Annotated in this window: 19 protein-coding genes, 1 tRNA gene, 1 pseudogene and 1 riboswitch; of the genes and pseudogenes, 14 read left to right on the top strand and 7 right to left on the bottom strand. The window is 61.2% G+C overall.

Annotated features, from left to right (window positions below):
- From JQ611_RS40375 to JQ611_RS40365, 3 genes and pseudogenes are all read left to right on the top strand, one after another.
- Positions 1 to 1194, top strand: a pseudogene (locus tag JQ611_RS40375) (hypothetical protein); the annotation flags it as partial.
- A gap of 3 nt (positions 1195 to 1197) precedes the next feature.
- Positions 1198 to 2055, top strand: a complete 858-nt coding sequence (locus JQ611_RS40370; RefSeq protein ID WP_212468716.1) for a hypothetical protein — start codon at positions 1198 to 1200, stop codon at positions 2053 to 2055.
- Positions 2056 to 2068: 13 nt separating this feature from the next.
- Entirely contained in the window at positions 2069 to 3649 is a 1581-nt protein-coding gene (locus tag JQ611_RS40365; RefSeq protein ID WP_212468715.1) for a DUF4055 domain-containing protein, read from the top strand.
- 242 nt (positions 3650 to 3891) lie between these two features.
- On the opposite strand, the gene JQ611_RS40360 is transcribed toward JQ611_RS40365, so the two are convergent.
- Entirely contained in the window at positions 3892 to 5184 is a 1293-nt protein-coding gene (locus JQ611_RS40360) for a TAXI family TRAP transporter solute-binding subunit (protein ID WP_212269827.1), read from the bottom strand.
- Between the two features lie 438 nt (positions 5185 to 5622).
- Between JQ611_RS40360 and JQ611_RS40355 the strand changes: the two genes are divergently transcribed.
- On the top strand, positions 5623 to 6483 hold the full coding sequence (locus JQ611_RS40355) for a c-type cytochrome (protein WP_212468714.1): 861 nt from the start codon (positions 5623 to 5625) through the stop codon (positions 6481 to 6483).
- A gap of 435 nt (positions 6484 to 6918) precedes the next feature.
- On the opposite strand, the gene JQ611_RS40350 is transcribed toward JQ611_RS40355, so the two are convergent.
- Positions 6919 to 7137 carry a hypothetical protein gene (locus tag JQ611_RS40350; protein WP_212468713.1) on the bottom strand — a complete coding sequence of 73 codons (219 nt, stop codon included), beginning with the start codon at positions 7135 to 7137 and terminating at the stop codon, positions 6919 to 6921.
- An 8-nt stretch (positions 7138 to 7145) separates the two neighbouring features.
- Positions 7146 to 7379, bottom strand: coding sequence for a hypothetical protein (locus JQ611_RS40345; protein WP_212468712.1), 234 nt, complete (start codon positions 7377 to 7379; stop codon positions 7146 to 7148).
- A gap of 1652 nt (positions 7380 to 9031) precedes the next feature.
- Between JQ611_RS40345 and JQ611_RS40340 the strand changes: the two genes are divergently transcribed.
- Genes JQ611_RS40340 through JQ611_RS40330 form a run of 3 tightly spaced genes read left to right on the top strand, consistent with a single transcriptional unit; the run spans position 9032 to position 10420 of the window.
- Positions 9032 to 9196: an Arc family DNA-binding protein gene (locus JQ611_RS40340; RefSeq protein ID WP_249133845.1), complete on the top strand. Its 165-nt coding sequence runs from the start codon at positions 9032 to 9034 to the stop codon at positions 9194 to 9196.
- A complete protein-coding gene (locus tag JQ611_RS40335; protein WP_212468711.1) occupies positions 9196 to 9402 on the top strand; it encodes a hypothetical protein in 207 nt (68 codons plus the stop codon). The genes JQ611_RS40340 and JQ611_RS40335 overlap by 1 nt, the downstream gene beginning before the upstream one ends.
- Complete coding sequence (locus JQ611_RS40330) at positions 9389 to 10420, top strand: tyrosine-type recombinase/integrase (protein ID WP_212468710.1); 1032 nt, start codon at positions 9389 to 9391, stop codon at positions 10418 to 10420. Before JQ611_RS40335 ends, JQ611_RS40330 begins: the two co-directional genes overlap by 14 nt.
- A gap of 53 nt (positions 10421 to 10473) precedes the next feature.
- Here the strand turns inward: JQ611_RS40330 and JQ611_RS40325 are convergent.
- Positions 10474 to 10547: transfer RNA gene (locus JQ611_RS40325), tRNA-Gly, on the bottom strand.
- A 151-nt stretch (positions 10548 to 10698) separates the two neighbouring features.
- On the opposite strand from JQ611_RS40325, the gene JQ611_RS40320 reads away from it, so the two are divergent.
- The 6 genes from JQ611_RS40320 (at position 10699) to JQ611_RS40295 (ending at position 14184) form a co-directional block, all read left to right on the top strand.
- The gene (locus JQ611_RS40320; protein WP_212411798.1) at positions 10699 to 11277 is read left to right on the top strand and encodes a methylated-DNA--[protein]-cysteine S-methyltransferase; all 579 of its coding nucleotides are present in this window, start codon (positions 10699 to 10701) and stop codon (positions 11275 to 11277) included.
- A 9-nt stretch (positions 11278 to 11286) separates the two neighbouring features.
- A complete protein-coding gene (locus JQ611_RS40315; RefSeq protein WP_212468709.1) occupies positions 11287 to 12126 on the top strand; it encodes an AraC family transcriptional regulator in 840 nt (279 codons plus the stop codon).
- Positions 12127 to 12184: 58 nt separating this feature from the next.
- A complete protein-coding gene (locus JQ611_RS40310) occupies positions 12185 to 12544 on the top strand; it encodes a VOC family protein (RefSeq protein ID WP_212468708.1) in 360 nt (119 codons plus the stop codon).
- 142 nt (positions 12545 to 12686) lie between these two features.
- Complete coding sequence (locus JQ611_RS40305) at positions 12687 to 13088, top strand: SRPBCC family protein (protein WP_212468707.1); 402 nt, start codon at positions 12687 to 12689, stop codon at positions 13086 to 13088.
- Positions 13085 to 13615, top strand: a complete 531-nt coding sequence (locus tag JQ611_RS40300; protein ID WP_212468706.1) for a hypothetical protein — start codon at positions 13085 to 13087, stop codon at positions 13613 to 13615. The genes JQ611_RS40305 and JQ611_RS40300 overlap by 4 nt, the downstream gene beginning before the upstream one ends.
- A gap of 98 nt (positions 13616 to 13713) precedes the next feature.
- Positions 13714 to 14184 (top strand): hypothetical protein, encoded by a 471-nt coding sequence (locus JQ611_RS40295; RefSeq protein WP_212265328.1) that lies wholly within the window; start codon positions 13714 to 13716, stop codon positions 14182 to 14184.
- 1 nt (position 14185) lies between these two features.
- Here the strand turns inward: JQ611_RS40295 and JQ611_RS40290 are convergent, their stop codons facing one another.
- The 3 genes from JQ611_RS40290 to JQ611_RS40280 all read right to left on the bottom strand — a co-directional run bounded on the left by JQ611_RS40290 (position 14186) and on the right by JQ611_RS40280 (position 18160).
- Positions 14186 to 15628 carry an MATE family efflux transporter gene (locus tag JQ611_RS40290; protein WP_212468705.1) on the bottom strand — a complete coding sequence of 481 codons (1443 nt, stop codon included), beginning with the start codon at positions 15626 to 15628 and terminating at the stop codon, positions 14186 to 14188.
- Between the two features lie 163 nt (positions 15629 to 15791).
- Positions 15792 to 16841 carry a hypothetical protein gene (locus tag JQ611_RS40285; protein ID WP_212468704.1) on the bottom strand — a complete coding sequence of 350 codons (1050 nt, stop codon included), beginning with the start codon at positions 16839 to 16841 and terminating at the stop codon, positions 15792 to 15794.
- Positions 16842 to 17011: 170 nt separating this feature from the next.
- Positions 17012 to 18160, bottom strand: coding sequence for a 2'-deoxycytidine 5'-triphosphate deaminase (locus JQ611_RS40280; protein WP_249133844.1), 1149 nt, complete (start codon positions 18158 to 18160; stop codon positions 17012 to 17014).
- Positions 18161 to 18238: 78 nt separating this feature from the next.
- Positions 18239 to 18318, top strand: a riboswitch (SAM riboswitch).
- A 72-nt stretch (positions 18319 to 18390) separates the two neighbouring features.
- Here JQ611_RS40280 and JQ611_RS40275 point away from each other — a divergent pair.
- Complete coding sequence (locus tag JQ611_RS40275; protein WP_212468703.1) at positions 18391 to 19584, top strand: O-succinylhomoserine sulfhydrylase; 1194 nt, start codon at positions 18391 to 18393, stop codon at positions 19582 to 19584.
- Positions 19585 to 19786: the final 202 nt, after the last annotated feature.

Genomic DNA, 19786 nt, shown 5'->3' with positions numbered 1-19786 from the left:
GGCATCTATTGCCTACTCTGCCTCGAAAGCCCCCAGGGCAATGAATGCTACATCATCGCCAACGACCTGAAGCAGGCGGGCGACGACCTGAGCCTAGCCAAGAAGCTGGTTGAGGCCAACGCCGACGAGATCGGCGGCGAGGTCGAGATATTCTCCGAAGAGATCAAACGCGTAGACGGTCGGGGCTTCCTGCAAATCCTGCCGGCGCGTGACAGCATCGGTGCACATGGCAAGACGTACCTGTTCCTCGGGCTCGATGAGATCCACGGCTGGCGCGACTACGACCTGCTTGAAGCGATGGCCCCGGACCCGACCAGGCCGGACACCAGAATCTGGATCACGTCATATGACACGATCTACAATACCCCCGGCATTCCGCTGCATGATCTGAAACAGCGCGGCATTGCCGGCGACGACCCCCGCATGCTGTTCAGCTGGTATTCGGGCGAGACTTGCACCGATCCCAATTTTGCCGAGCTGGAGCCAGAGTATCGCGCAAACCCGTCAATGGGTTCCTGGCCTGAGGGTATCGCTTACATCGACCAGCAGCGGCGCCGGTTGCCGACGCACAAGTTCAGGCGGTTGCACCTCAACATGCCGGGCGCCCCCACGGGTGCCTTTCTGGACCCCGATAACGTGCTGTCTGCGATCGTGAGCAAGCGGCAATCTCTCTCGTTCCAGCAGGGCAAGGAATACGTCGCTTTTGTTGATATGTCCGGCGGTTCGTCGGACGACGCCACTCTTGGCATTGCGCATCAGGAAAACGGCAAGACGATTGTTGACCTTGTGACCAAGCAGGTTGGCGATGCGCCGTTCAATCCGCGTCACGCGGTGCTGAGATTTGCCACGTTGCTCAAATCGTACGGGCTGCGCCGGGTGACCGGGGACAACTATGCGGGGTCAACGTTTAAGAACGATTTCGAAGACATGGGGATCACATACATCCCGTGCAGCCAGTCGAAAACGGTTCTCTATGAAGAATTGGAACCGAAGCTAAACGCTGGCGAAGTCGAGTTGCCTGACATTCCGAAGCTTCAGGAGCAGTTGCTCGGTTTGGTCGTTCGCGGCGCTCGCATCGATCACATTCCAAACGAACACGACGACTTTGCGAACGCTGCGGCCGGCGCCGTCTGGTGTGCGTCGGGTCGATCACGCATCCCGGTCGCGCAGTTCTCCTACTACGAATGGAAGTAACAAATGAACCGTTTTTATAAACCCCGCGATTCTAAACATCCGTGGCCTGGCCGCACCTACATCGGTCCCGCATCGACTGACAGCGAAAAGGGCCGCAGGCGTATCGGCCCGTTTGCCTTCGATGGCCCGGAGGATTCGCCGGTCGCCAAGCTGAAGAAAGTCTACATCGACAGCCTGGCTGTCGTGGACGGATTGCGTGGCAAGCGTGAGGAAACCGAAGCTACTCGCCGATTTACACCGCTAGGTGTAACCGAAGCCCTCGGCGAGGTTGCCTTAACGGATTCTCTGCCGGCATTGCGCCGCGCGCGGACAGTTGTCGAGAAGGTTAAGGCCGACATTGCTGCAAAGGCGGCGAGCCTGACCTTGCCGAAGCCTTCGGACGAAGAGCGCAAGGAACAGGAGGAAATCCGTTCAGCAATGCGCGCCATGAACCCAGGGCAGCGCGAAGAGTTTTTGAAGGCCAACCGACAGACACCGGCAGTTGCCGCGGCGATTGCCGGGGCAATCCCGGCATTGAGCGGGCTGCATCCATCAGTTCATAAGGCCATCGTCAATGAACAGCTCGAACGCCACCACGGCGAGACTATTGGTGAATTGCGCGACCTTGACGAGGTTGTGGTCACCGCGGAGCGAGTTGTCACGGCTGCACGCGATGAATTGCGCGAAACCATCGGCTGCGAGCGCGGCATTTTCGATCAGATCGCCAAAGCTGCCGAAGCCAACAATGGCGAGCTTCCTTTCCGCGTCGAGACCCAGCTGCACGACGGAAAGCCCGTTGATGTCTGCCGGGTTTACGACTTCGAGGCCCGCCGTTGGCGAGACGCCAAGCCGGAAGAAATTAAATCGTCGGTCGCTGCGTAAGGAGATTTAGAGCATGGCGTGGCTTTCCAATTTACTCGGCAGAGGCGAACGGTTCGTGGCTTCTGTGGGCGCGCAGGTTGTCAAGCAATCGGCGGGACCGGATACGCCCTCTGCCGATACGACCTGCATGGTCGATCAGTGGCGATTGATTAGCGACGTGATGGAGGGCAACGACGCGATCAAAGCTGGCGCCGAGCGGTACCTGCCGCGATTTGCCCGCGAGAGTGAGCAAAAATATCGGCGCCGACTGGCTGATGCGCCGTGGCGTCCGATCTTTCCGTCCGCGGTTGAATCCCTCACATCCCGGCCGTTTGCCAAGCCCGTCACGGTAGAAGGCAAGGTATCGACCGAGATGAAGGCGTTCGCCACTGACGTGGACATGCTCGGGAACAACATCAATGTGTTTTCTCGTGGAATCTTCAATGACGGCGTAACGTTCGGGGTCGTGGGAATTTTCGTGGACTTCAATCGGGTAATTCCCGGCCCGGATACCGAGCCGCTGAGCCTTGCAGAGGAAAAGGAACTGGGCGTCCGCCCGTTCTGGGTGAAGATCAGGCCCCAGGATTTTCTAGACGTGCGGACGGATGCCCGGAACGGCAAGCAAGTTATTACACACGCCCGCTGGCGAGAATGTGCCGCGGTTCATGATGGCTTTGCGGAGGCGTTCGTAGAGCGTGTCCGTCACTTTGAGCTGGACGACGCGGGCAAGCCTCACTGGAAACTGTGGGAAAAACCGGCCAAGGGCGCCGATTATGTAGTCATTGCGGAAGGTGATCTGACGATCGCCGAGATTCCGCTCGTGTTGTTTTTCACTGGCCGGCGCAAGGGAACGTTTGCGGTCAAGCCGCCTTTGTACGATCTCGCAATTATGTCCCTTGAACACTATCGAGCGATGGCTCGCAGCACCGAGATCGAGAACTTTTCTGGCTGGCCTACGCTGGTCGGTGTCGGAATGGCAGCGCCAGATCCCAAAACGACGACCGATGCATCGACGGGCGAACGCGAGACTGCATCTCAAATCGAGATCGGCCCAGGTATCACGTTGTTTGCGCCGCCATCGGGCGCGGATGGAAAAACGGACTGGAAAATCATCGGACCCGATGCCGCGCTGGTCGCAGAGGTTGCCAAATCGCCTGAGCGAGTGATGGACGAGTTTCGACGCTTGGCGATGGAACCGATGGTTCAAAAGTCGGGCAACGTCACAGCAACCGCATCTGCGATCGACAACAGCAGAGCGCATTCTGCGATAGAAGCGTGGTCTTGTGCACTGAAGGATTCGCTCGACCAAGCGCTGATGTTCACTTCGATGTGGCTTGCGCAATCTGACCAAGTCACGGCGAATGTCTCGACGGATTTCGTCGCCATGGTCGGCAGCACCGAAGAGGCGAAGGTGATCGCTGACGCGCAAAAGCGCAGCGTCTTGTCTGCCAAAACGGAGCGCGCCGAGTTGAAGCGCCGCTCGATCTTGGCGCCTGATTGGGACGAAGATCAAGAAGAGTTGCAGATAGCGCTGGAGCGCGAAGGCCTCGAACCTGAAGAGCCGTTCAATCCAGTAAACGGCGACCTTATCCCGTTCGAACGGGTGGCATCATGAGCGCTTGCGAACGCCCCCGGCGGAATGCTGCGGGCTTGAGCGCTGAAACGCGGCTGGGTGTTGTGCCGACGCCCATGCGCGCAGCGTTTACGCGTGGGATCAACTGCGCAAGGAAAAGGGGTTGCCGTGGATATTTGCAGCATCAGCGGCAGTTTCACGCGGCGACTTCCGCTTACGCCGCGAAAGCGGACTCAAGTCGGACATCTCGCCATGTCCGTTTTGTGCCAAGAGCAGACATGCTCTCAGGAAAACGCGCCCACTTGACGAACTTCTTCTTGTACCATTCGCAAGTGCGCCTTGAGCCGCTGCAGATCAACCTCGAATGCACGCGAAACCGATAGGGACCGCACGTCGGCTTCGATCTTGGCCATTCGTTGCAGATACTCGGCCTCCCGGGATGCTGCATCCGGCTTCTGCGCAAGCTCCCGTTCCAAGTGCCCCAGAGCGCGGTGCAATTGGTCGATACGACGAACGTGGAGCCATCGATAAATGCGAGGCGCGAAGCCGACCAGCGGAATAATCGTCAAAATGAACGGAATGATAAAGAATGCTATCCGGTTGAGGAGCGACGAGAGCCAGAACGTCGTGTAGCGTTGCCAGAAGGTCGGGCCATATCGGTAAAATGCCTCTGCCGTTGGAGAAAGAGGCAAATCACTGGGTTGCTCGGCCGGAAACTCGCCGAGGCGATTGAACGAGCCCGCGGGCCAGTGGACTTCGCGCATCGCTTCCAGCAGCAAATATTGCAACGCTGGGTGAAGGGTCTTGCGCACCAACATTCTATTGCGGGAAGCGAGCATATCGACGTTTGAATTCGGGATGTCGCGGCCTAGGTCAAGGACACCTCGCCAGAGCACTACGTGCTTGAGACCGGGGATCGTCTGGGCGATGGCTTCAGCCTGCGCGACGCTCATTAGCCGAACGCCAGGTGCGTCGAGCGTATCCTGCACGCGGTTGAGATCCTGCTGTGGAATGACCAGCACGTCGATTTCGCCCGCCATCAATGCGTCGATTGCTCGTGTGTAATCGGGATGATCCAATAGTTGGGTCGAAGAATCCAACGCATTAGTGGCTTTGAGAATTTCTAGCATAGCCAATCGCAGGGCGGTTCCTGGCATGCCGATGGAGAGGCGCTTGCCACGCAACTGCGCAAAGAGCGTAACAGGCTCCGTGCTTTTGTAGAAAATGAATATCGCGGCATCGAACACCCCACCCAGCGAATAAAAGGTGCCAGCATCCGATGATTGTGTGACGCCGAAGGTAGTAAGGGCAGCCTGCACCCCGGAGTTGGCATCGCGCAGCTGATCAAGATTTTCAATGGCGCCGGCAAAATTTCGGATCTCCAGCTCGACACCATGGCGCGCGAGTATGCGAGCGTATTGCCTCGCATAGTTATCGTACCCCGATCCTGCCGCCCCAGCCGCGATGGCGAAGCGACGCGGCGGCAGCGGATCGATAAGGCGATACGTGACATATGGGACGGCAACGACAATGGCCGCCAACGCACTCATAATGATCAAATTCAGCCAATATCGCATCTGGCTCACTTTGCGGTAGCGATTGGTCGCTGACCCTCTTACCGATCCTAGCAGAGAAAATGTCCGCTTCGGGTCAATCGCGTCACTTTGGTCGTCGGCAGACTACTTCCGGTTTTCCCCCGGAAGCGGACATCGTAAAGGCGGGTCGCATGTCTCATAAGTGCCAAAAGCTGCCATGGCTCCTTCCCGAGGTCGCGTAAATGATGTAGCTTTGTGACCGAGCTGCCAACGGGACGTGCCGAAGTCCTTTTTTGAAGTGGCAGCGAACATGCCGTCGGCGGGCATCCAACCGTTTCATCAATGGTCTGCGCGTCTCGACGCGTCGTGCGCGCTGACGCGAGGGACGCGTCGCATAGCCTTGCGCGCTTGCGTTGCGAGCGACTACGAGGTCGCCAACCACCCATCCGTAGCTCTGAACCAGAGGCGATGGAGTCAGTCATGGCAAACTGCAACACGAAGACGATCTTTGTGCTTGTCTCGGTCGCTGAAATGCTGACCGCAACAGCCCAAGCACAGACGCCAGTGGAACGCGGGCGCTATCTAGTGGAAGGCATATTGACGTGCGGCAACTGCCATTCGCCGCGCGGACCGGGCGGCGTCATCGACGCCGCGAAGCTCTATTCGGGCGGGCCGCAGACGTTTGATGAGCCGACCTTCACGGTCAAGGGCGCGAATATCACGCCCGACCCAGACAGCGGTATCGGCAAGTGGAGTGCAGACGACCTTAAAAAGGCACTCATCGAAGGAGTTCGGCCGCCTGGGGTCCCGCTCGCGCCGATCATGCCCTATGGTTTCTACAAGGTCTTCACCACTGGAGATCTCGACGCGGTTGTCGCCTATCTGCGTTCAGTGCCCGCGGTTTCGAACAAGGTCCAGGCGCCGGTCTACAAGGCAGCCCTTCATGTCGAAGTCCCTCCCGGCGCCGACAAGCGAATGACCGACGCTGACCTGCGCGAACCAGTCAAGCACGGCTTCTATCTCGTCACGATTGCCCATTGCATGGAGTGCCACACGCCTAAGGTAAATGACCGTTTGGATTTCGCGAATGGCCTTGGCAGCGGCGGTCAGTCGTTTCGCGGCCCGTGGGGAGAATCGATCTCCCGCAACATCACGTCTCACCAGGAGAAGGGCATAGGCGCGTGGAGCGACGCCGAAATCAAGCGGGCCATCACCCAGGGCATCGGCAAGAACGGCAGCCAGCTCAAGCCTCCCATGGGTTTTGAATGGTATGCCCGCATGACCGACGCCGACCTCAGCGCCATCGTCGTCTATCTGCGCACCGTGCCTCCAAAGGAATGATGCCAGCGGCGTGCATGGCGTATTTCCAGGCCGTCCAGGCGCGTTGGCGGCGATACTCGTTGAAATCAGCTTCCGCGCATTCGGGAGGTAGTCTTTCCAGGCAGCCTCGAACCGGACCGCGCCTGTTCGAAGGTTGCAGCGTAACCCGAGCGAGACCCCCCGCGGTGTGACAGCGGATAGAAGCCGCAATCCCAGCGCCATTGCTTGGCGTGTGTCGGCAAGCCCGATTGGACCGCGATCGCGCCGACCTGAACGTCCCCGTAGAAGACGTGCCAAGTGTCGGAGCGTTCGGGTGAGAGCGGCGGGTGAGTTCGGGCATGCGCTATTGAAGCGCGGCCAACCTTACCCGGCAAATTATCAATCCCTTGGGGATCGGAGCGGCGCGAACCTACCTCTTTTCGTGGCTATGAAAGATACACCTAACGCTGCCAGCGCTTATCGCGGCCGGCGCGGTTGTTTGAAATACAATCCCACTTCACCAGTTGGGTGCGGAACGTGTTTCCTTTCGATTTCACCCGCTGCGGCCATCTTTTTCAAAGTGTGTTTGACACTAACGGGTGACCACATGCCCAGCTGCTGCCAGAGCACCCGGCCCGAGACCGCGTTCGCTTCGCCCTCAGGCACCAACTCGATGAGTTTGGCAGATATGGACATGGTTGGCTTCAGTCCCCCAACCTAGCGCGGCCTGTTGTTAGTTTGGGAAACAATCGGTCGCTCGATTTGTCGAGCCGTTTGTCAGCACCGGCAGAGCTAAGGTGTCCGACGAGTTCGCCCGTTGGTTTGTAGACCTTTTGACCGCGGAGGTCATACAGCTTCTGTCCGGATAGGTTATAAATTTCGTTTGCAATGATGACGGCGACGTACTGTCCTTCGCTGTTGAATATCTTTCCGTCCATCGTCACCTCTCCTTTGGACGATCAGTCCCTTCCTTATTGCCCGTTGGCGTTCAGCCCCAGCCCTCTACAAAGCCGGCCGATACGCTACCGCGAGATCGGGGTGATAAAATCCCTGTGCAAGCAAGTTGGTCTGGGGGCACCATCGAACAGCACGGTGACGCCAGTATTGCGCTGGGAAACCTCGACAACGATCCCTGTATTGCCGGCCAGCCATCGCAATCGAGTAGCTCCGAGTTCACTCATTTTGAAGCGAGCGCCGACGACCAGTCTATTAAATTCTTGCACGTCACTCACAATTTTACTCCACGATAAAAAACACCACTTAGAATGAAATTTCAAACTACTGTCCCGGCCTAGCGTTCCAAACGGACGGCTTGTTTACGAAGAGGCCGCGGAGGTACTCCAAAGTAGCTCGGAACGATTTCACAAGTTGCGTTAACTTTGGTCGCCGTTGGCGCTTTTTCGGCGAGCGTAAGGCCGCGCGGGTTTCGGTCGAGCGCACATCCTTTCGGGTGTTGCCGAGGTGGCAGTTGGGAATCGATGAGGCGGCGCGTTAGCCCGGGCATAGCCCAATGTCTTGGGCCGCCGCCCCAGGGAAGATTCGATTGTATATTACCGGCGGGTTTTTCTTTGCCCGCGAAAACGGAGCCTTATACGAGGCTGACAATGGCGAGAACAAGTTCGGCGCCGACTTCGCTCGATGCCAGCGCGGTCAATGTCCCGGCACAGATGGCCAAAATAGCGGTGATTTTGAGAGTAATCATTTTGAAAATCCCCTGTCATTGGGGCGAGACCATTCCCGCCAGCCAGTAACCGGGGAAATACGCAGGGATCAGGTTGGCGTATGTGATTCATAGCACGCATGGCTCTGCACTGATTTGAACCGTGCACGCAGTTGGAACGACGTTCCCGGTCGGAAAACTTCGGTCACCCGAGCAGGATCTGCGTTATTTTACTCCGGCGGATTTGGGACGGACAGTCGTTATCATCTGCGCCACCTTCATCAGTTTGTTGCGTTCTCGGTCGCCCTTGGATGCCATTAGGCTACTGACTCCTGCTGGGGAGGTTTGATGAAATAGCAACTCTCGCCTGCATCCGGCGCAGCATTGCTTGGCGGTCGGTATGCGCCTGATCCGACCTGTACGCCGGCCGCGCCTGCTTCAAGATCGGCATTTGCTTTGCCATTGCTCGGCAAGTGCTTGGCTGGCATCCGACAGTGCTCCCACCTGTGCGCATAGGCGCGCACGGGTGAATTGTCCGCAGTGTTACGGCGCATTTTCACGGGAAACGTTAGGCCGGGCACGGACAATCGGGAGAAAACCCCCGTTGGGTTGGCGGCCTTGGTGCAGCATAGCGTCCCCCGCGCCGGGGCCGTTTGTGCCGATGGTGCGCGGGCCGGCTTGCATCAGAGGTGCGCGGTAACGAAGGCGTGATTTAATCCCTCCGTTCGGAGTACGGCGTGAGTGTTCTCTAGGGAGGGTGCCATGTTTGCTCATCTATCTTCAAAACAAGCACTTTTGACATTTTGAGATGCGGAGTGGTCAGCGCAACTATTTCGACAACCCGCGTGGCCTCGCCGATATACGCCGGTTATTATCCTGACCTACCTACCTGAATCGACGGCGAGTTTCTCAAACGAGAGGATACCTGAAATGGTTAAAAGTGAGGAAGCCGAGCGGCTGCTCGTTCGTTTGCCCAGGGACGTGAAGACGTGGCTCGAAAGCGAAGCCTCGTACAACGGCGCAAGCCAGAATAGCGAAATCATCCGTAGCCTTCGCGCGCGGATGGAAAAACAGCCGGAGAGGATCGCTGGCTGATGCCGCGCAGCGCGCAACCCTTTAACCAGACCAGCGTCACCAGGGTCCTTAAGGCTGCGGTGAGAGCCGGTTTTAAGCGCGCCGAATTTCGCGGCGACGGTTCGATTGTCCTCGACCTCAACGCCCCCCCGATTGCCATGTCTGGGACGGTTGATGAATTGGACCGCGAACTCGCTGAGTTTGAGGCGCGCCATGGTGAGGGTTGAATTGAAGGGTATCGCGAAGGTTAGGTCCAAGGGCAAGGTCTACTACTATGCCTGGCGCAAGGGCCCTCGCCTCCGCGGTGAACCCGGCTCCCCGGAGTTCATGGCCTCCTACAATGAGGCGATCGAGCACCACCGCATGCCAGACAAGAACCGCTTCCGCTTCGTAGTCACTGACTATAAGGGGAGCGGAGAGTACAAGAAGCTTGCGGAATCTACGCGGTCTCAATGGGGCAAGTGGCTCGACCGAGTCTCCGATTATTTTGGCGAACTGCGCATCGCGCAGTTTGATCGGCCCGAGAAAATTCGGCCAGTGATCCGCCGCTGGCGCAACCAATGGGCCGACACGCCGCGCACCGCTGACTATGCGCTTCAGGTTCTCTCGCGTGTCGTGGCTCACGGCGTCGAACTGGGCAGAATTGCTGGCAATCCCTGTGAGGGGATCAAACACCTCTATAACAACGACCGGTCAGAGATCATCTGGCTGGACGCTGACATTGCTCAGCTCAAGGCTGGCGGCAAGAAGCCCTGCTCTGCCGAGATCGCGAACACCGTTGATTTGGCTGCGCATACCGGCCTCCGTCTCGGCGATCTCATGCGCCTGTCGTGGTCGCATGTGAACGAGTCGGAAGGCGCGATTATCCTGGCAACGGGCAAGAGCCGAGGAAAGCGGGAGGCCATCATTCCGCTCTACGACGGTCTGCGCGCTGTGCTCGCCCGCATTCCGAAGCGCGCGACAACGATCCTGACCAGCAGCCGGCGTAGACCGTGGACGGCCGATGGTTTCGGTAGCTCGTTCAACAAAGCCAAGATCGACGCCGGCATGTCGGAACGAGATCTGCATTTTAACGACCTGCGGGGAACAGCAGCGACGAAGTTCTACATTGCCGGCTTTAGTATGCGTGAGATCGCCGAAACGCTCGCGTGGGAAGAAGGGTCCGTCGAGAAGATCATTCGTCGCTACGTCGGCCGCGCAGCCGCAATCAAAGCAAGGATCAAGAAATTGGAGACCAGAGAATGAACAAATCCAGCAAAACCGCTGACAAAACTTTCCCAACAACTTCGGTTAAGTATTGGAGCGGGCGAAGGGAATCGAACCCTCGTATGCAGCTTGGGAAGCTGCCGTTCTACCATTGAACTACGCCCGCGAACGCATTTGCGCTCCCCCTGATTAGCCGACCCCGGGCGTTCCGCCAAGCGGTACCCGCGCCTTCCCGCCCCCAGGCCCTTAACGGCTTACAAAGATTCCAGATGCGCACTTTGATGACGGTGTTATGATCCTGCCGGGGTTGGTGGCGTATGGCGGGGCGTGGCTACAGCATTTTTGACACGGGGATCGGCCGGTGCGGGATCGCATGGGGCGAGTTCGGCGTTATGGGCGTGCAGCTCCCGGAAGCCCGCGAGATCGACACCAGACGGCGGCTGTTCCAGCTTTATCCCGACGCCCGCGAACTTCGCCCTCCGGAGAATGTCGCCATCGCGATCGAAGGCATCGTGGCGTTGCTGCGCGGCGGCTACAGCGACCTTTCCGATGTCGCGCTCGACATGACCGGGATTCCCGCCTTCAACCAGCGCGTCTATCAGCTCGCCCGCACCATCCCGCGCGGCGAGACCCGTACCTATGGCGAGGTCGCAAGTGCGCTACGCGCCTCGGGCGCGGTGTATTCGGTGGCGCAGGCGATCGCCCGCAACCCCTTCATGATCATCGTGCCCTGCCATCGCGTGCTCGAGGCCGGGCACTATGCCGACAAGATCTCGCCGAACGGCGGCGCCATCTCCAAGCGCCGGCTGCTGTCGATCGAGGGCACCCACCCGACCGCCAGCAAGACCCTGTTCGACGTGCTGCTGCCGGTTGCGCCGCCGCGCCCGCCTACCTAAATTTACGGGATGGCCGCGACCACCCTGCTCGAGCGCAAATCCATTTCGGTATCCGATTTCCGCTGCAGCGCGGGACCCGGCGATAAGCCTTTTGCCGAGCTGCACCGCTGCCACTCGATTTCGTATGTCCGCAAAGGCAGTTTCGGCCTGCACTGCCGCGGCAAGTTCAGTGAATTGGTGGCGGGATCGGTGCTGATCGGCCATCCCGGCGACGAATATACCTGCACCCATGATCACGTCTGCGGCGACGAGTGCCTGTCGTTCTTCCTGGGGCCGGAACTGGTCGATGCGATCAGCGAAGCCAGGGATATCTGGCAGATCGGCTCGGCGCCGCCGCTGCCGGAACTGATGGTGCTCGGCGAACTGGCGCAGGCGGCGGCAGATGGCAACAGCGACATCGGCCTCGACGAGATCGGGCAGGTGTTCGCCAGCCGCTTTGTCGAGGTGGTTTCCGGCAAGCCACGCAAGACTGGTCCCGACGCCGCCCGCGACCGCCGCCGCGCGGTGGAAACCGCGCTGTGGATCGATGCCAATTCGCACCGCGAAATCGACCTGGAAGATGCCGCCGCGCAAGCCGGCATCAGCCCGTTCCATTTCCTGCGGCTGTTTTCCGACGTGCTCGGCGTCACCCCGCACCAATATCTGCTGCGCTCGCGGCTGCGCCATGCGGCGCGGCGGCTGGCCGATGACGACAGCCCGATCACCGCCATCGCCTATGACGTCGGCTTCGGCGACCTCTCCAATTTCGTGCGCACGTTCCACCGCGCCGCCGGTGCCTCGCCGCTGCGGTTCCGCCAGGCCTCGCGGGGGAAGCGCAAGATTCTCCAAGAACGGCTTGCCCTCAACTAGCTAGGGTTTCTCCAGGTTGCGCGGCATTCCCGCGCGCACTTCTCACTGGAGAACAGCAATGTACGACCACATCGGATTACGCGTCGGAAATCTCGACGCCAGCGTGCGCTTCTATACGGCAGCGCTCGCGCCCCTCGGCTTTGTGCTGTGCTCGCGCGATGATTCCGGCGCCGGCTTCGGCCCCAAGGACCAACCCGCGCTCTGGCTGCATCTGCACAAGGGCGCTGGCAGCACCGGCGCCCATGTCGCGTTCCGCGCGCCCGATCATGCCGCGATCAAGAAATTCCACGCCGAGGGGCTGAAGGCCGGTGGCCGCGACAATGGGGGCGCGGGCGCACGGGCCGATTACAGCCCGACCTACTACGCGGCGTTCCTGATCGATCCTGACGGCAACAATGTCGAGGCGGTTTGTACGTAGGTGCGCACCGTAGGGTGGGCAAAGCGAAGCGTGCCCACCATTCAAGACAACGGTGTGGATAGATGGTGGGCACAGCGCGAAGTGCGCCTTTGCCCACCCTACGGACCGATGCCTCTCATTCTCATTTGAAGGACCCTGCCTCATGGCTTCCATCCACAAGGACATCATCATCGACGCCAATCCCAATGACGTCTGGGACGCGGTGCGCGACTTCGGGGCGTTGCATACGCGGCTGGTGCCCGGCTTCGTGCTCGACACCCGCCTCGACGGCGACGCGCGGATCGTGACGTTTTCCAATGGCACGGTGGCGCGCGAACTTTTGGTCGATTGCGACGATGCACGGCGGCGGCTGGTTTATGCTGTCGTCAGCGAACGGATCAAACAGCACAGCGCCTCGGTGCAGGTGACCGCGGAAGGCAACGGCCGCAGCCGGCTGGCCTGGACCGTCGACGTGCTGCCGCATGAAATCGCGCCTTACATGAACGCGCAGATGGATCAGGCGGCGCTGGCGATGCAGAACGCGCTTGGGAAAGCCGCGGCATGATTTCCGCGTTTCTCGAAGCGCTCGGCGCGGTCGGTCCCTCAGCCGACCGCGCCGGCAAGATGGACCTGTACGGACGCTTCATCGGCTCCTGGGATCTTGACGTCAGGCAATTTGCCGACGACGGCCGCGAGCGCCGCCGCGCCGGTGAATGGCATTTCGGCTGGGCGCTGGAAGGCCGCGCGATACAGGATGTCTGGATCGTACCGCCGCGTGGCGAAGGGCGCCACGGCGACGCCACCGCCAAGATCAATTCCTATGGCACGACGCTGCGGGTCTACGATCCCGATATCGACGCCTGGCGGATCCAGTGGACCGACCCGGTGGCGCGAAGTTTTCTGCAGATGATCGGGCGTGCTGAAGGCCGTGACATCGTGCAGCACGGCACGCGGCCGGACGGCCAATTGATGCGCTGGAGTTTTTCCGAGATCACACCTAACTCGTTCCTCTGGCGCGGCGAGATCTCCGCCGACAACGGCGCGAGCTGGCGTGTCAATACCGAGTTCACCGCCCGACGCCGAGCACCGTGATCTGTCGCACAGATCAGCCTTTCGTCCGCTCCTAGCGTCACCATTTGCGCCCGGATGGCACCGCCTCCGCGGGCCGCGGCGCATTGGGAGGTCGAACCATGACTGGAGCTGACAAGGTTGTGTGTCAGGCGGCCACGCTGCTGCTGCTGTTTGCCCTGACGACGACGCCGGCGAAAGCGCAATTCGCCGGCTTCGGTGGCGGTGGCGGCGACGACATGATGACTCAGATGGCGCCGATGCTGGAAATGATGAAGGCGAAGATGGGCAAGCGCCGCTTTGGCATGATGATGCAGACCATGGGGCCGATGATGGGCCGCATGATGGAAGGTGGAGGCGGTGGTTTTGGTGGCATGATGGGCGGCGGTGGAATCCCCGGCGGCTTCGGTGGCGGCTATGGCGGCGGCATGGCCGACGGCTATGGCGTCAACATGGGCGGCATGGGCGGCGGCGACATCATGGGCATGCTCGGCGGCCCTGGCGGCGGCGAGATGATGAGCATGATTCCGCAGCTGATGCGCATGGCCAATATGGGTGGCAGCCGTCACGGCCGGCGTCATCGGCGGCGCTGAGCTACGACAGCGCCGGACGAGCCTTGGCAAGGGGACCCTGCTTCGGTCCCCACCGCGTCAGGATCACGCTTGCGCAGGACAGCAGACCGAGCAGCATCATCGATGCTGCCGTCAGCATGAAGTAGTCCGTGGCGGTGGCATCGTGCGTCGACAGCCACCAGCCGCCGATGATGATGAACACCAGCCGCGCGGTCTGCGCCAGCACGGGGCCGAGCACCTTGGCCGCGCCCTGCGATGAAAAATAGCAGGTCGTGGCGAGGCCGAGGAAGGCATACATCGGCGCCGCCGTAGACAGATACTGCCGGCTTGCGGCGCGCACGCCCGCATTGTCGGTGAAGAGCTTGACCCAGATGTCGGGGAAGATCGCGATCAAGGTCGCAAGCGCGCCGACCCCGACAAAGGCCACGCCTCCCGCGATCCAGCAGATCCTGCGGGCCCGCGCGATGCGCTGCGCGCCGATCGCCATGCCGACCATCGGCACCGTCGCGATGCCGACCGCAAAGGCGATCGACGTCAGCATGAATTCGAGCCGCGCGCCGATGCCGTAACCGGCCAGGATCTCGGTGCCGAAACCCGCCAGCATGTAGGTGAATATGCTGATCGTCAGCACCGACTGCAGCGGCGAGAAGCAGGCGATGGCGCCGACCTTGAGGATGTCGATGAACATCGCCCAGCGAATCCGCAGGCCGATGAGCTTGGGAACGACGCGCGCACGGCCGGAAAACAGATACCACGTCATCACGGAGATGCTGACCATAAAGGCGATCAGCGAACCGGCGGCGACGCCGCGCATGCCGAACTGCGGAATCGGCCCGAGGCCGAGACCGAGCGTGCCGCCAAGGATGATCTGGCAGACGGCGGAAATGAGCATCAGCAGCGACGGCAATTTCATGTTGCCGGTGCCGCGCAGGATGCCGGCCATCGTGTTCATCAGCCACGGCACGACAGCACCGCCGAAGAATATCTGCGTGTAGCCGATCGCCTGCGTCAGCACGTTGCCGCGGCCGCCGAGCAATTCCAGCAACTTGGGGCCGAAGATCAGCATGCCCAGCATGAAGACGAGCCCGAAGCAGAGGCCGATCAGCAAGGCATGCGCGGCAAGCACCGACGCCCGCTCGGTATCACCGGCGCCGAGCGCGCGCGCGATCGCCGACGCAACGCCGCCGCCCATGGCGCCACCTGACATCGTCATGGTCAGGATCACGCAGGGAAACACCAGCGCCATCGCGGCCAGCGATTCCACCCCTAACCGGCCGATATAGGACGTCTCGGCGATCACCACGCAGGTGCCGGCCGAGAGCGCAATGACGTTGGGCCAGGCGAGCCACAGCAGCGTGCGCAGGATCGGACCGTCGATCAGCGCGTTCTTCGCCGGCGGCGGCGGTGGCGGCAGCGGACGTTCTTCCTCGTCGACGGGAATTTCGGCAACGCCGATATCGGACATTTCTGCTCCCGCGCGCGAAAGGCAACCTTAAGGTCGCGCGCCCATTCAATATTTTGGGCGCATTATCTCGCTGCGCCGAGCTGTTTCCTAGCACGGCAAGGCCTGATTCCGCGTGCGCGCAACGCAATGGGGCCCTGCGCGATTGCAGGCGAGCGCGCTCTCTTTAGCCGATCGACCAGACGAACGGTGCCTTTCCGCCGGTTGGCGGCTTCAAATGGACCGGAATATGGCGGCCGCAGCCGGCCGCCAGACCCTCGAACAATCCCTGCAGGACACTGGCGCAGGCCGGGTGATAATCGCCGACATCGGCCATCAGCTTCCAGCTCTGCTGCCGGATTTCGAACGTACCATTGGACTCGCTGATCTCAACCGCATCATCCTGCGCCTCGAACAGCGCACGCAGGAAGCTGGCAAATTCCTTCGGCCCGCCGCGGCTCGCCCCGAGGTTTTGCGCGATCTCGTCGAAATATTGCATGCCGATCAGCTTGCCGGTGAGGTGCAACAGATATCGGGCATCCTCCGGGCCGAAGCATTGCACCATCACGGGAGCCGCGGTCTTCACATATTCCATCGCGTAGTTGCGATAGGCCTTTTCCAACCGCGGCTTCGGCCAGCCTGCAACAGGCAATGCCGGCGCGGTGGCGGGATCGAAGCGCGGCGCTTCGAGATGCCGCGCGAACACCATCCGCGCATCTAGGTCGAGCGGATGATCGTATTCGCAGTAATAGCCTTCGAGGCCATCCTGGCCTTCGACGCTTTGCTTGGTGCAGACGAAGCCGAGATTGAGATTGCCGAGCGCCACGCCGTTATTGCCGTGCCATCCCCGCAGCATCGCGCGCGACACTTCGCCGGGCACGCCGCAGATCGCGGTCCCCCGCCAGATCCAGCGCGGCGGCGGATAACGGATCCAGGCCTTGCGATCGGTCTCGTACATGTATTCGACATGGACGCCGCCGATCCAGTTGGAGAGATAATGATACCGCGCAGCCGCGACCGCCGGCGGCAGATGGCTGAGCCCGAGTTTTTCCAGCCCCGGCAGGAAGCGTTCCTGCTGCTGGCGGCGAAACACCCGGAACACGAATTCGGCGGCGTCCGCCGTGCCGCGGCGGGAGACGACGGTGAGAACGAGGCCGGTGAAGAACGCGTGATAGAGATCGGCGACGCTGCGCCACTTCGCCCATTGCGCTTCCCGGGCTGCTTGCTCGCCGCTCATGTTCTCTCCCGCCTTCATTCGTTGTTGGCGACGAGCATATATCAGCCGTCATTGCGAGCGCCAGCGAAGCAAGCCATGCCACTACGCGTGGAGAGCATGGATTGCTTCTTCGCTAACGCTCCCTTGCGCAACCGCTTCGCGTTTGTCGCAGGCAATGACGGAGAGCGAGGCTACAACCGGAAATGCTTGCTTAGCTTCAGGCCCTGCGCCTGATAGTTCGAGCCGATGCGCTGTCCGTACATGGCGTCGGGCCGCGCCAGCATCTTTTCATAGACCAGACGGCCGACGATCTGGCCGTGCTCGAGGATGAAGGGCACTTCGCGCGAGCGCACTTCCAGGACGGCGCGCGAGCCCTGCCCGCCGGCGCCGGCATAGCCGAAGCCGGGATCGAAGAAACCGGCATAATGCACCCGGAATTCGCCGACCAGAGGATCGAACGGCACCATCTCGGCGGCGTAATCCGGTGGAATCTGCACCGCCTCTTTCGACGCCAGAATATAGAACTCGCCGGGATCGAGGATCAGGCTGCCGTCCGGGCGCGCCGCGATCGGCTCCCAGAATTCATCGACCGCATAGCCGCCGCGGCGGTCGACATCGACCACGCCGGTGTGGCGCTTGGCGCGGTAGCCGACAAAACCGCCGGAATTCGCGCCGCTCAGATCGACGCTCAGCGCCACGCCATTGGCGAGATCGGCGTCGTCGATATCGACCAGCCGCTCGGCCTCATGCAGCGCGTCCAGCTCGTCCGCGTTGAGGATGGCGTCGCCGGTGCGGAAGCGCACTTGAGACAGCCGGGATCCCTCGCGCAGCAGCACTGGAAACGTCTTCGGACTGATCTCGGCATAGAGCGGCCCGTGATAGCCGGCGCCGATCATGTCGAAGCGGCGGGTGCCGTCCGCGATCACGCGGGTGAACACGTCGAGCCGCCCGGTCGAGCTCTTGGGGTTGGCGGCGGCGACGATCTCCGGCGGCAGCGCGAGGCTCTCCAGGAGCGGCACGATGTAGACGCAGTTGGTTTCCAGCACCGCCCCGTCAGTGAGGTCGATCTCGTGCAGTTTCAGCTCGTCGATACGCTCGGCGACCGTCGCACCCGGCCCCGGGAGGAAGCTCGCGCGCACCCGGTAGGCGATGTCGCCGAGGCGAAGATCAAGGCTCGCGGGCTGGATCTGGCTCTCGACAAAGGGATAGGCCGGCAGGATCAGGCCCGCATCCGCCATCGCCGCGATCATGCGGTCGGGCAGAATTCCGTTGGCGTCGGGCGGCAGCGTGAAAGGCACGGCGGTCCTCAAGGGAGCCCGGGAGGATGACCCAGATGTCATCCAAACCTCATAAATATGGGCATTTAGGGGTTATCCGATGGCCGGCTTGACGAAAAGGGCGCGAGGGAATATCAGCATGACTTATCCCGTGGTGATTTGAGCCGGCCGGCTTGCAGCCACGTTAAATAAGTCGCTAAACAGGCCGGGGACACGTGTGATCCCGGCCTGTGGAAATTTTTCCAGGCCGGTTTTTTGTGACCATTTTCAATGGTGGTCACGATGGAGGTCACATGCCTGAGGCTAAGTCTACCACCCGCTATCGTCCCGAAACCCGCCTTGTCCATGGCGGCACGCTACGCTCGCAGTTCGGCGAGACGTCCGAGGCGCTGTTCCTTACCCAAGGCTACGTCTACGACTCCGCGGAGCAGTGCGAGGCCCGATTCAAGGGCGAGGAGCCCGGCTTTATCTATTCGCGCTATTCCAATCCGACGATTGAGATGTTCGAGCGCCGCATGATCCAACTCGAGGGCGCGGAAGCCGCGCGCTCCACCGCGACCGGCATGGCCGCGGTGGCGACCGCGATCCTCGCACCGCTCCGGGCCGGCGACCACGTGGTCGCTTCGAAAGCCCTGTTCGGCTCCTGCCTTTACGTGGTGCAGGATCTCTTGCCGCGCTACGGGATCGAGACGACGCTGGTCGACGGTCTTGATCTCGACCAGTGGCAGCGCGCGTTGCGGCCGAACACCAAGTCCTTCTTCCTGGAGAGCCCGACCAATCCGACGCTCGACGTGCTCGATATCCCGGCGATTGCCGAGATCGCGCACAGTGGCGGCGCACGGTTGATCGTGGACAATGTGTTCGCCACGCCGATCTGGCAGAGCCCGCTGACGCTCGGCGCCGACGTCGTTGTCTACTCCGCCACCAAGCACATCGACGGCCAGGGCCGCTGCCTCGGCGGCATCATCCTGGCCTCGGAAGCGTTCGTCGCCGAGCACCTCCATAACTTCATGCGCCATACCGGCCCGTCGATGTCGCCGTTCAACGCCTGGGTGCTGCTGAAGGGACTGGAGACGCTGGCGGTACGTGTACGCGCGCAGACCGAGACCGCGGGCAAGGTGGCCGATGCGCTGGCGAAGCATCCGAAGATTTCGCGGCTGATCTATCCCGGGCGATCAGATCATCCGCAGGCCGAACTGGTGAAGCGGCAGATGCGCGCCGGCTCGACCCTGGTCGGCTTCGAGGTCAAGGGCGGCAAGCAGGCCGCGTTCCGCTGCCTCAACGCGCTGCAGATCTCGCGGATCTCGAACAATCTCGGCGACGCCAAGAGCCTCGTCACCCATCCGCCGACCACGACGCATCAGCGTCTGACGCCGGAGGCGCGCGCCGAACTCGGCATCAGCGAAGGCTTCATTCGCTTCTCCGCCGGGCTCGAGCATGCGGATGACCTGATCGAGGATTTTGCGCAAGCGCTGGAGAAGGCGTGAGCTGCTGAGCGGCACGTGTAGCCACACAACAGGTGTCGTCCCGGCCTTGAGCCGGGACCCATTACCACAGGGCGTTGTGAGTTAAGGAAGTCGTCGTGCACCGCCTAAATCAGCGCGGCCGCGGCGTATGGGTCGTAAGTCTCGGTGCCTCGATTAAGATGGGGCGATCGAGGCGGGCGTTGCGGGGTTTATGGGAGGTCGT

The organism is Bradyrhizobium sp. AUGA SZCCT0182 (assembly GCF_018130185.1).
Classification (GTDB): Bacteria; Pseudomonadota; Alphaproteobacteria; order Rhizobiales; family Xanthobacteraceae; genus Bradyrhizobium.
The sequence above is the reverse complement of the archived record's forward strand: the minus strand, read 5'-3'. Positions and strand labels throughout refer to the sequence as shown.

Bases quoted from the DNA above. Each gene is read 5' to 3' on its own strand.
- JQ611_RS40370 (WP_212468716.1), top strand. From the start codon at position 1,198: ATGAACCGTTTTTATAAACCCCGCGATTCTAAACATCCGTGGCCTGGC.
- JQ611_RS40290 (WP_212468705.1), bottom strand. From the start codon at position 15,628: ATGTCCGATATCGGCGTTGCCGAAATTCCCGTCGACGAGGAAGAACGT.
- JQ611_RS40365 (WP_212468715.1), top strand. From the start codon at position 2,069: ATGGCGTGGCTTTCCAATTTACTCGGCAGAGGCGAACGGTTCGTGGCT.
- JQ611_RS40305 (WP_212468707.1), top strand. From the start codon at position 12,687: ATGGCTTCCATCCACAAGGACATCATCATCGACGCCAATCCCAATGAC.
- JQ611_RS40280 (WP_249133844.1), bottom strand. From the start codon at position 18,160: ATGACATCTGGGTCATCCTCCCGGGCTCCCTTGAGGACCGCCGTGCCT.
- JQ611_RS40315 (WP_212468709.1), top strand. From the start codon at position 11,287: ATGGCCGCGACCACCCTGCTCGAGCGCAAATCCATTTCGGTATCCGAT.
- JQ611_RS40335 (WP_212468711.1), top strand. From the start codon at position 9,196: ATGCCGCGCAGCGCGCAACCCTTTAACCAGACCAGCGTCACCAGGGTC.
- JQ611_RS40285 (WP_212468704.1), bottom strand. From the start codon at position 16,841: ATGAGCGGCGAGCAAGCAGCCCGGGAAGCGCAATGGGCGAAGTGGCGC.
- JQ611_RS40355 (WP_212468714.1), top strand. From the start codon at position 5,623: ATGGCAAACTGCAACACGAAGACGATCTTTGTGCTTGTCTCGGTCGCT.
- JQ611_RS40350 (WP_212468713.1), bottom strand. From the start codon at position 7,137: ATGTCCATATCTGCCAAACTCATCGAGTTGGTGCCTGAGGGCGAAGCG.
- JQ611_RS40360 (WP_212269827.1), bottom strand. From the start codon at position 5,184: ATGCGATATTGGCTGAATTTGATCATTATGAGTGCGTTGGCGGCCATT.
- JQ611_RS40345 (WP_212468712.1), bottom strand. From the start codon at position 7,379: ATGGACGGAAAGATATTCAACAGCGAAGGACAGTACGTCGCCGTCATC.
- JQ611_RS40330 (WP_212468710.1), top strand. From the start codon at position 9,389: ATGGTGAGGGTTGAATTGAAGGGTATCGCGAAGGTTAGGTCCAAGGGC.
- JQ611_RS40310 (WP_212468708.1), top strand. From the start codon at position 12,185: ATGTACGACCACATCGGATTACGCGTCGGAAATCTCGACGCCAGCGTG.
- JQ611_RS40275 (WP_212468703.1), top strand. From the start codon at position 18,391: ATGCCTGAGGCTAAGTCTACCACCCGCTATCGTCCCGAAACCCGCCTT.
- JQ611_RS40300 (WP_212468706.1), top strand. From the start codon at position 13,085: ATGATTTCCGCGTTTCTCGAAGCGCTCGGCGCGGTCGGTCCCTCAGCC.
- JQ611_RS40340 (WP_249133845.1), top strand. From the start codon at position 9,032: ATGGTTAAAAGTGAGGAAGCCGAGCGGCTGCTCGTTCGTTTGCCCAGG.
- JQ611_RS40320 (WP_212411798.1), top strand. From the start codon at position 10,699: ATGGCGGGGCGTGGCTACAGCATTTTTGACACGGGGATCGGCCGGTGC.
- JQ611_RS40295 (WP_212265328.1), top strand. From the start codon at position 13,714: ATGACTGGAGCTGACAAGGTTGTGTGTCAGGCGGCCACGCTGCTGCTG.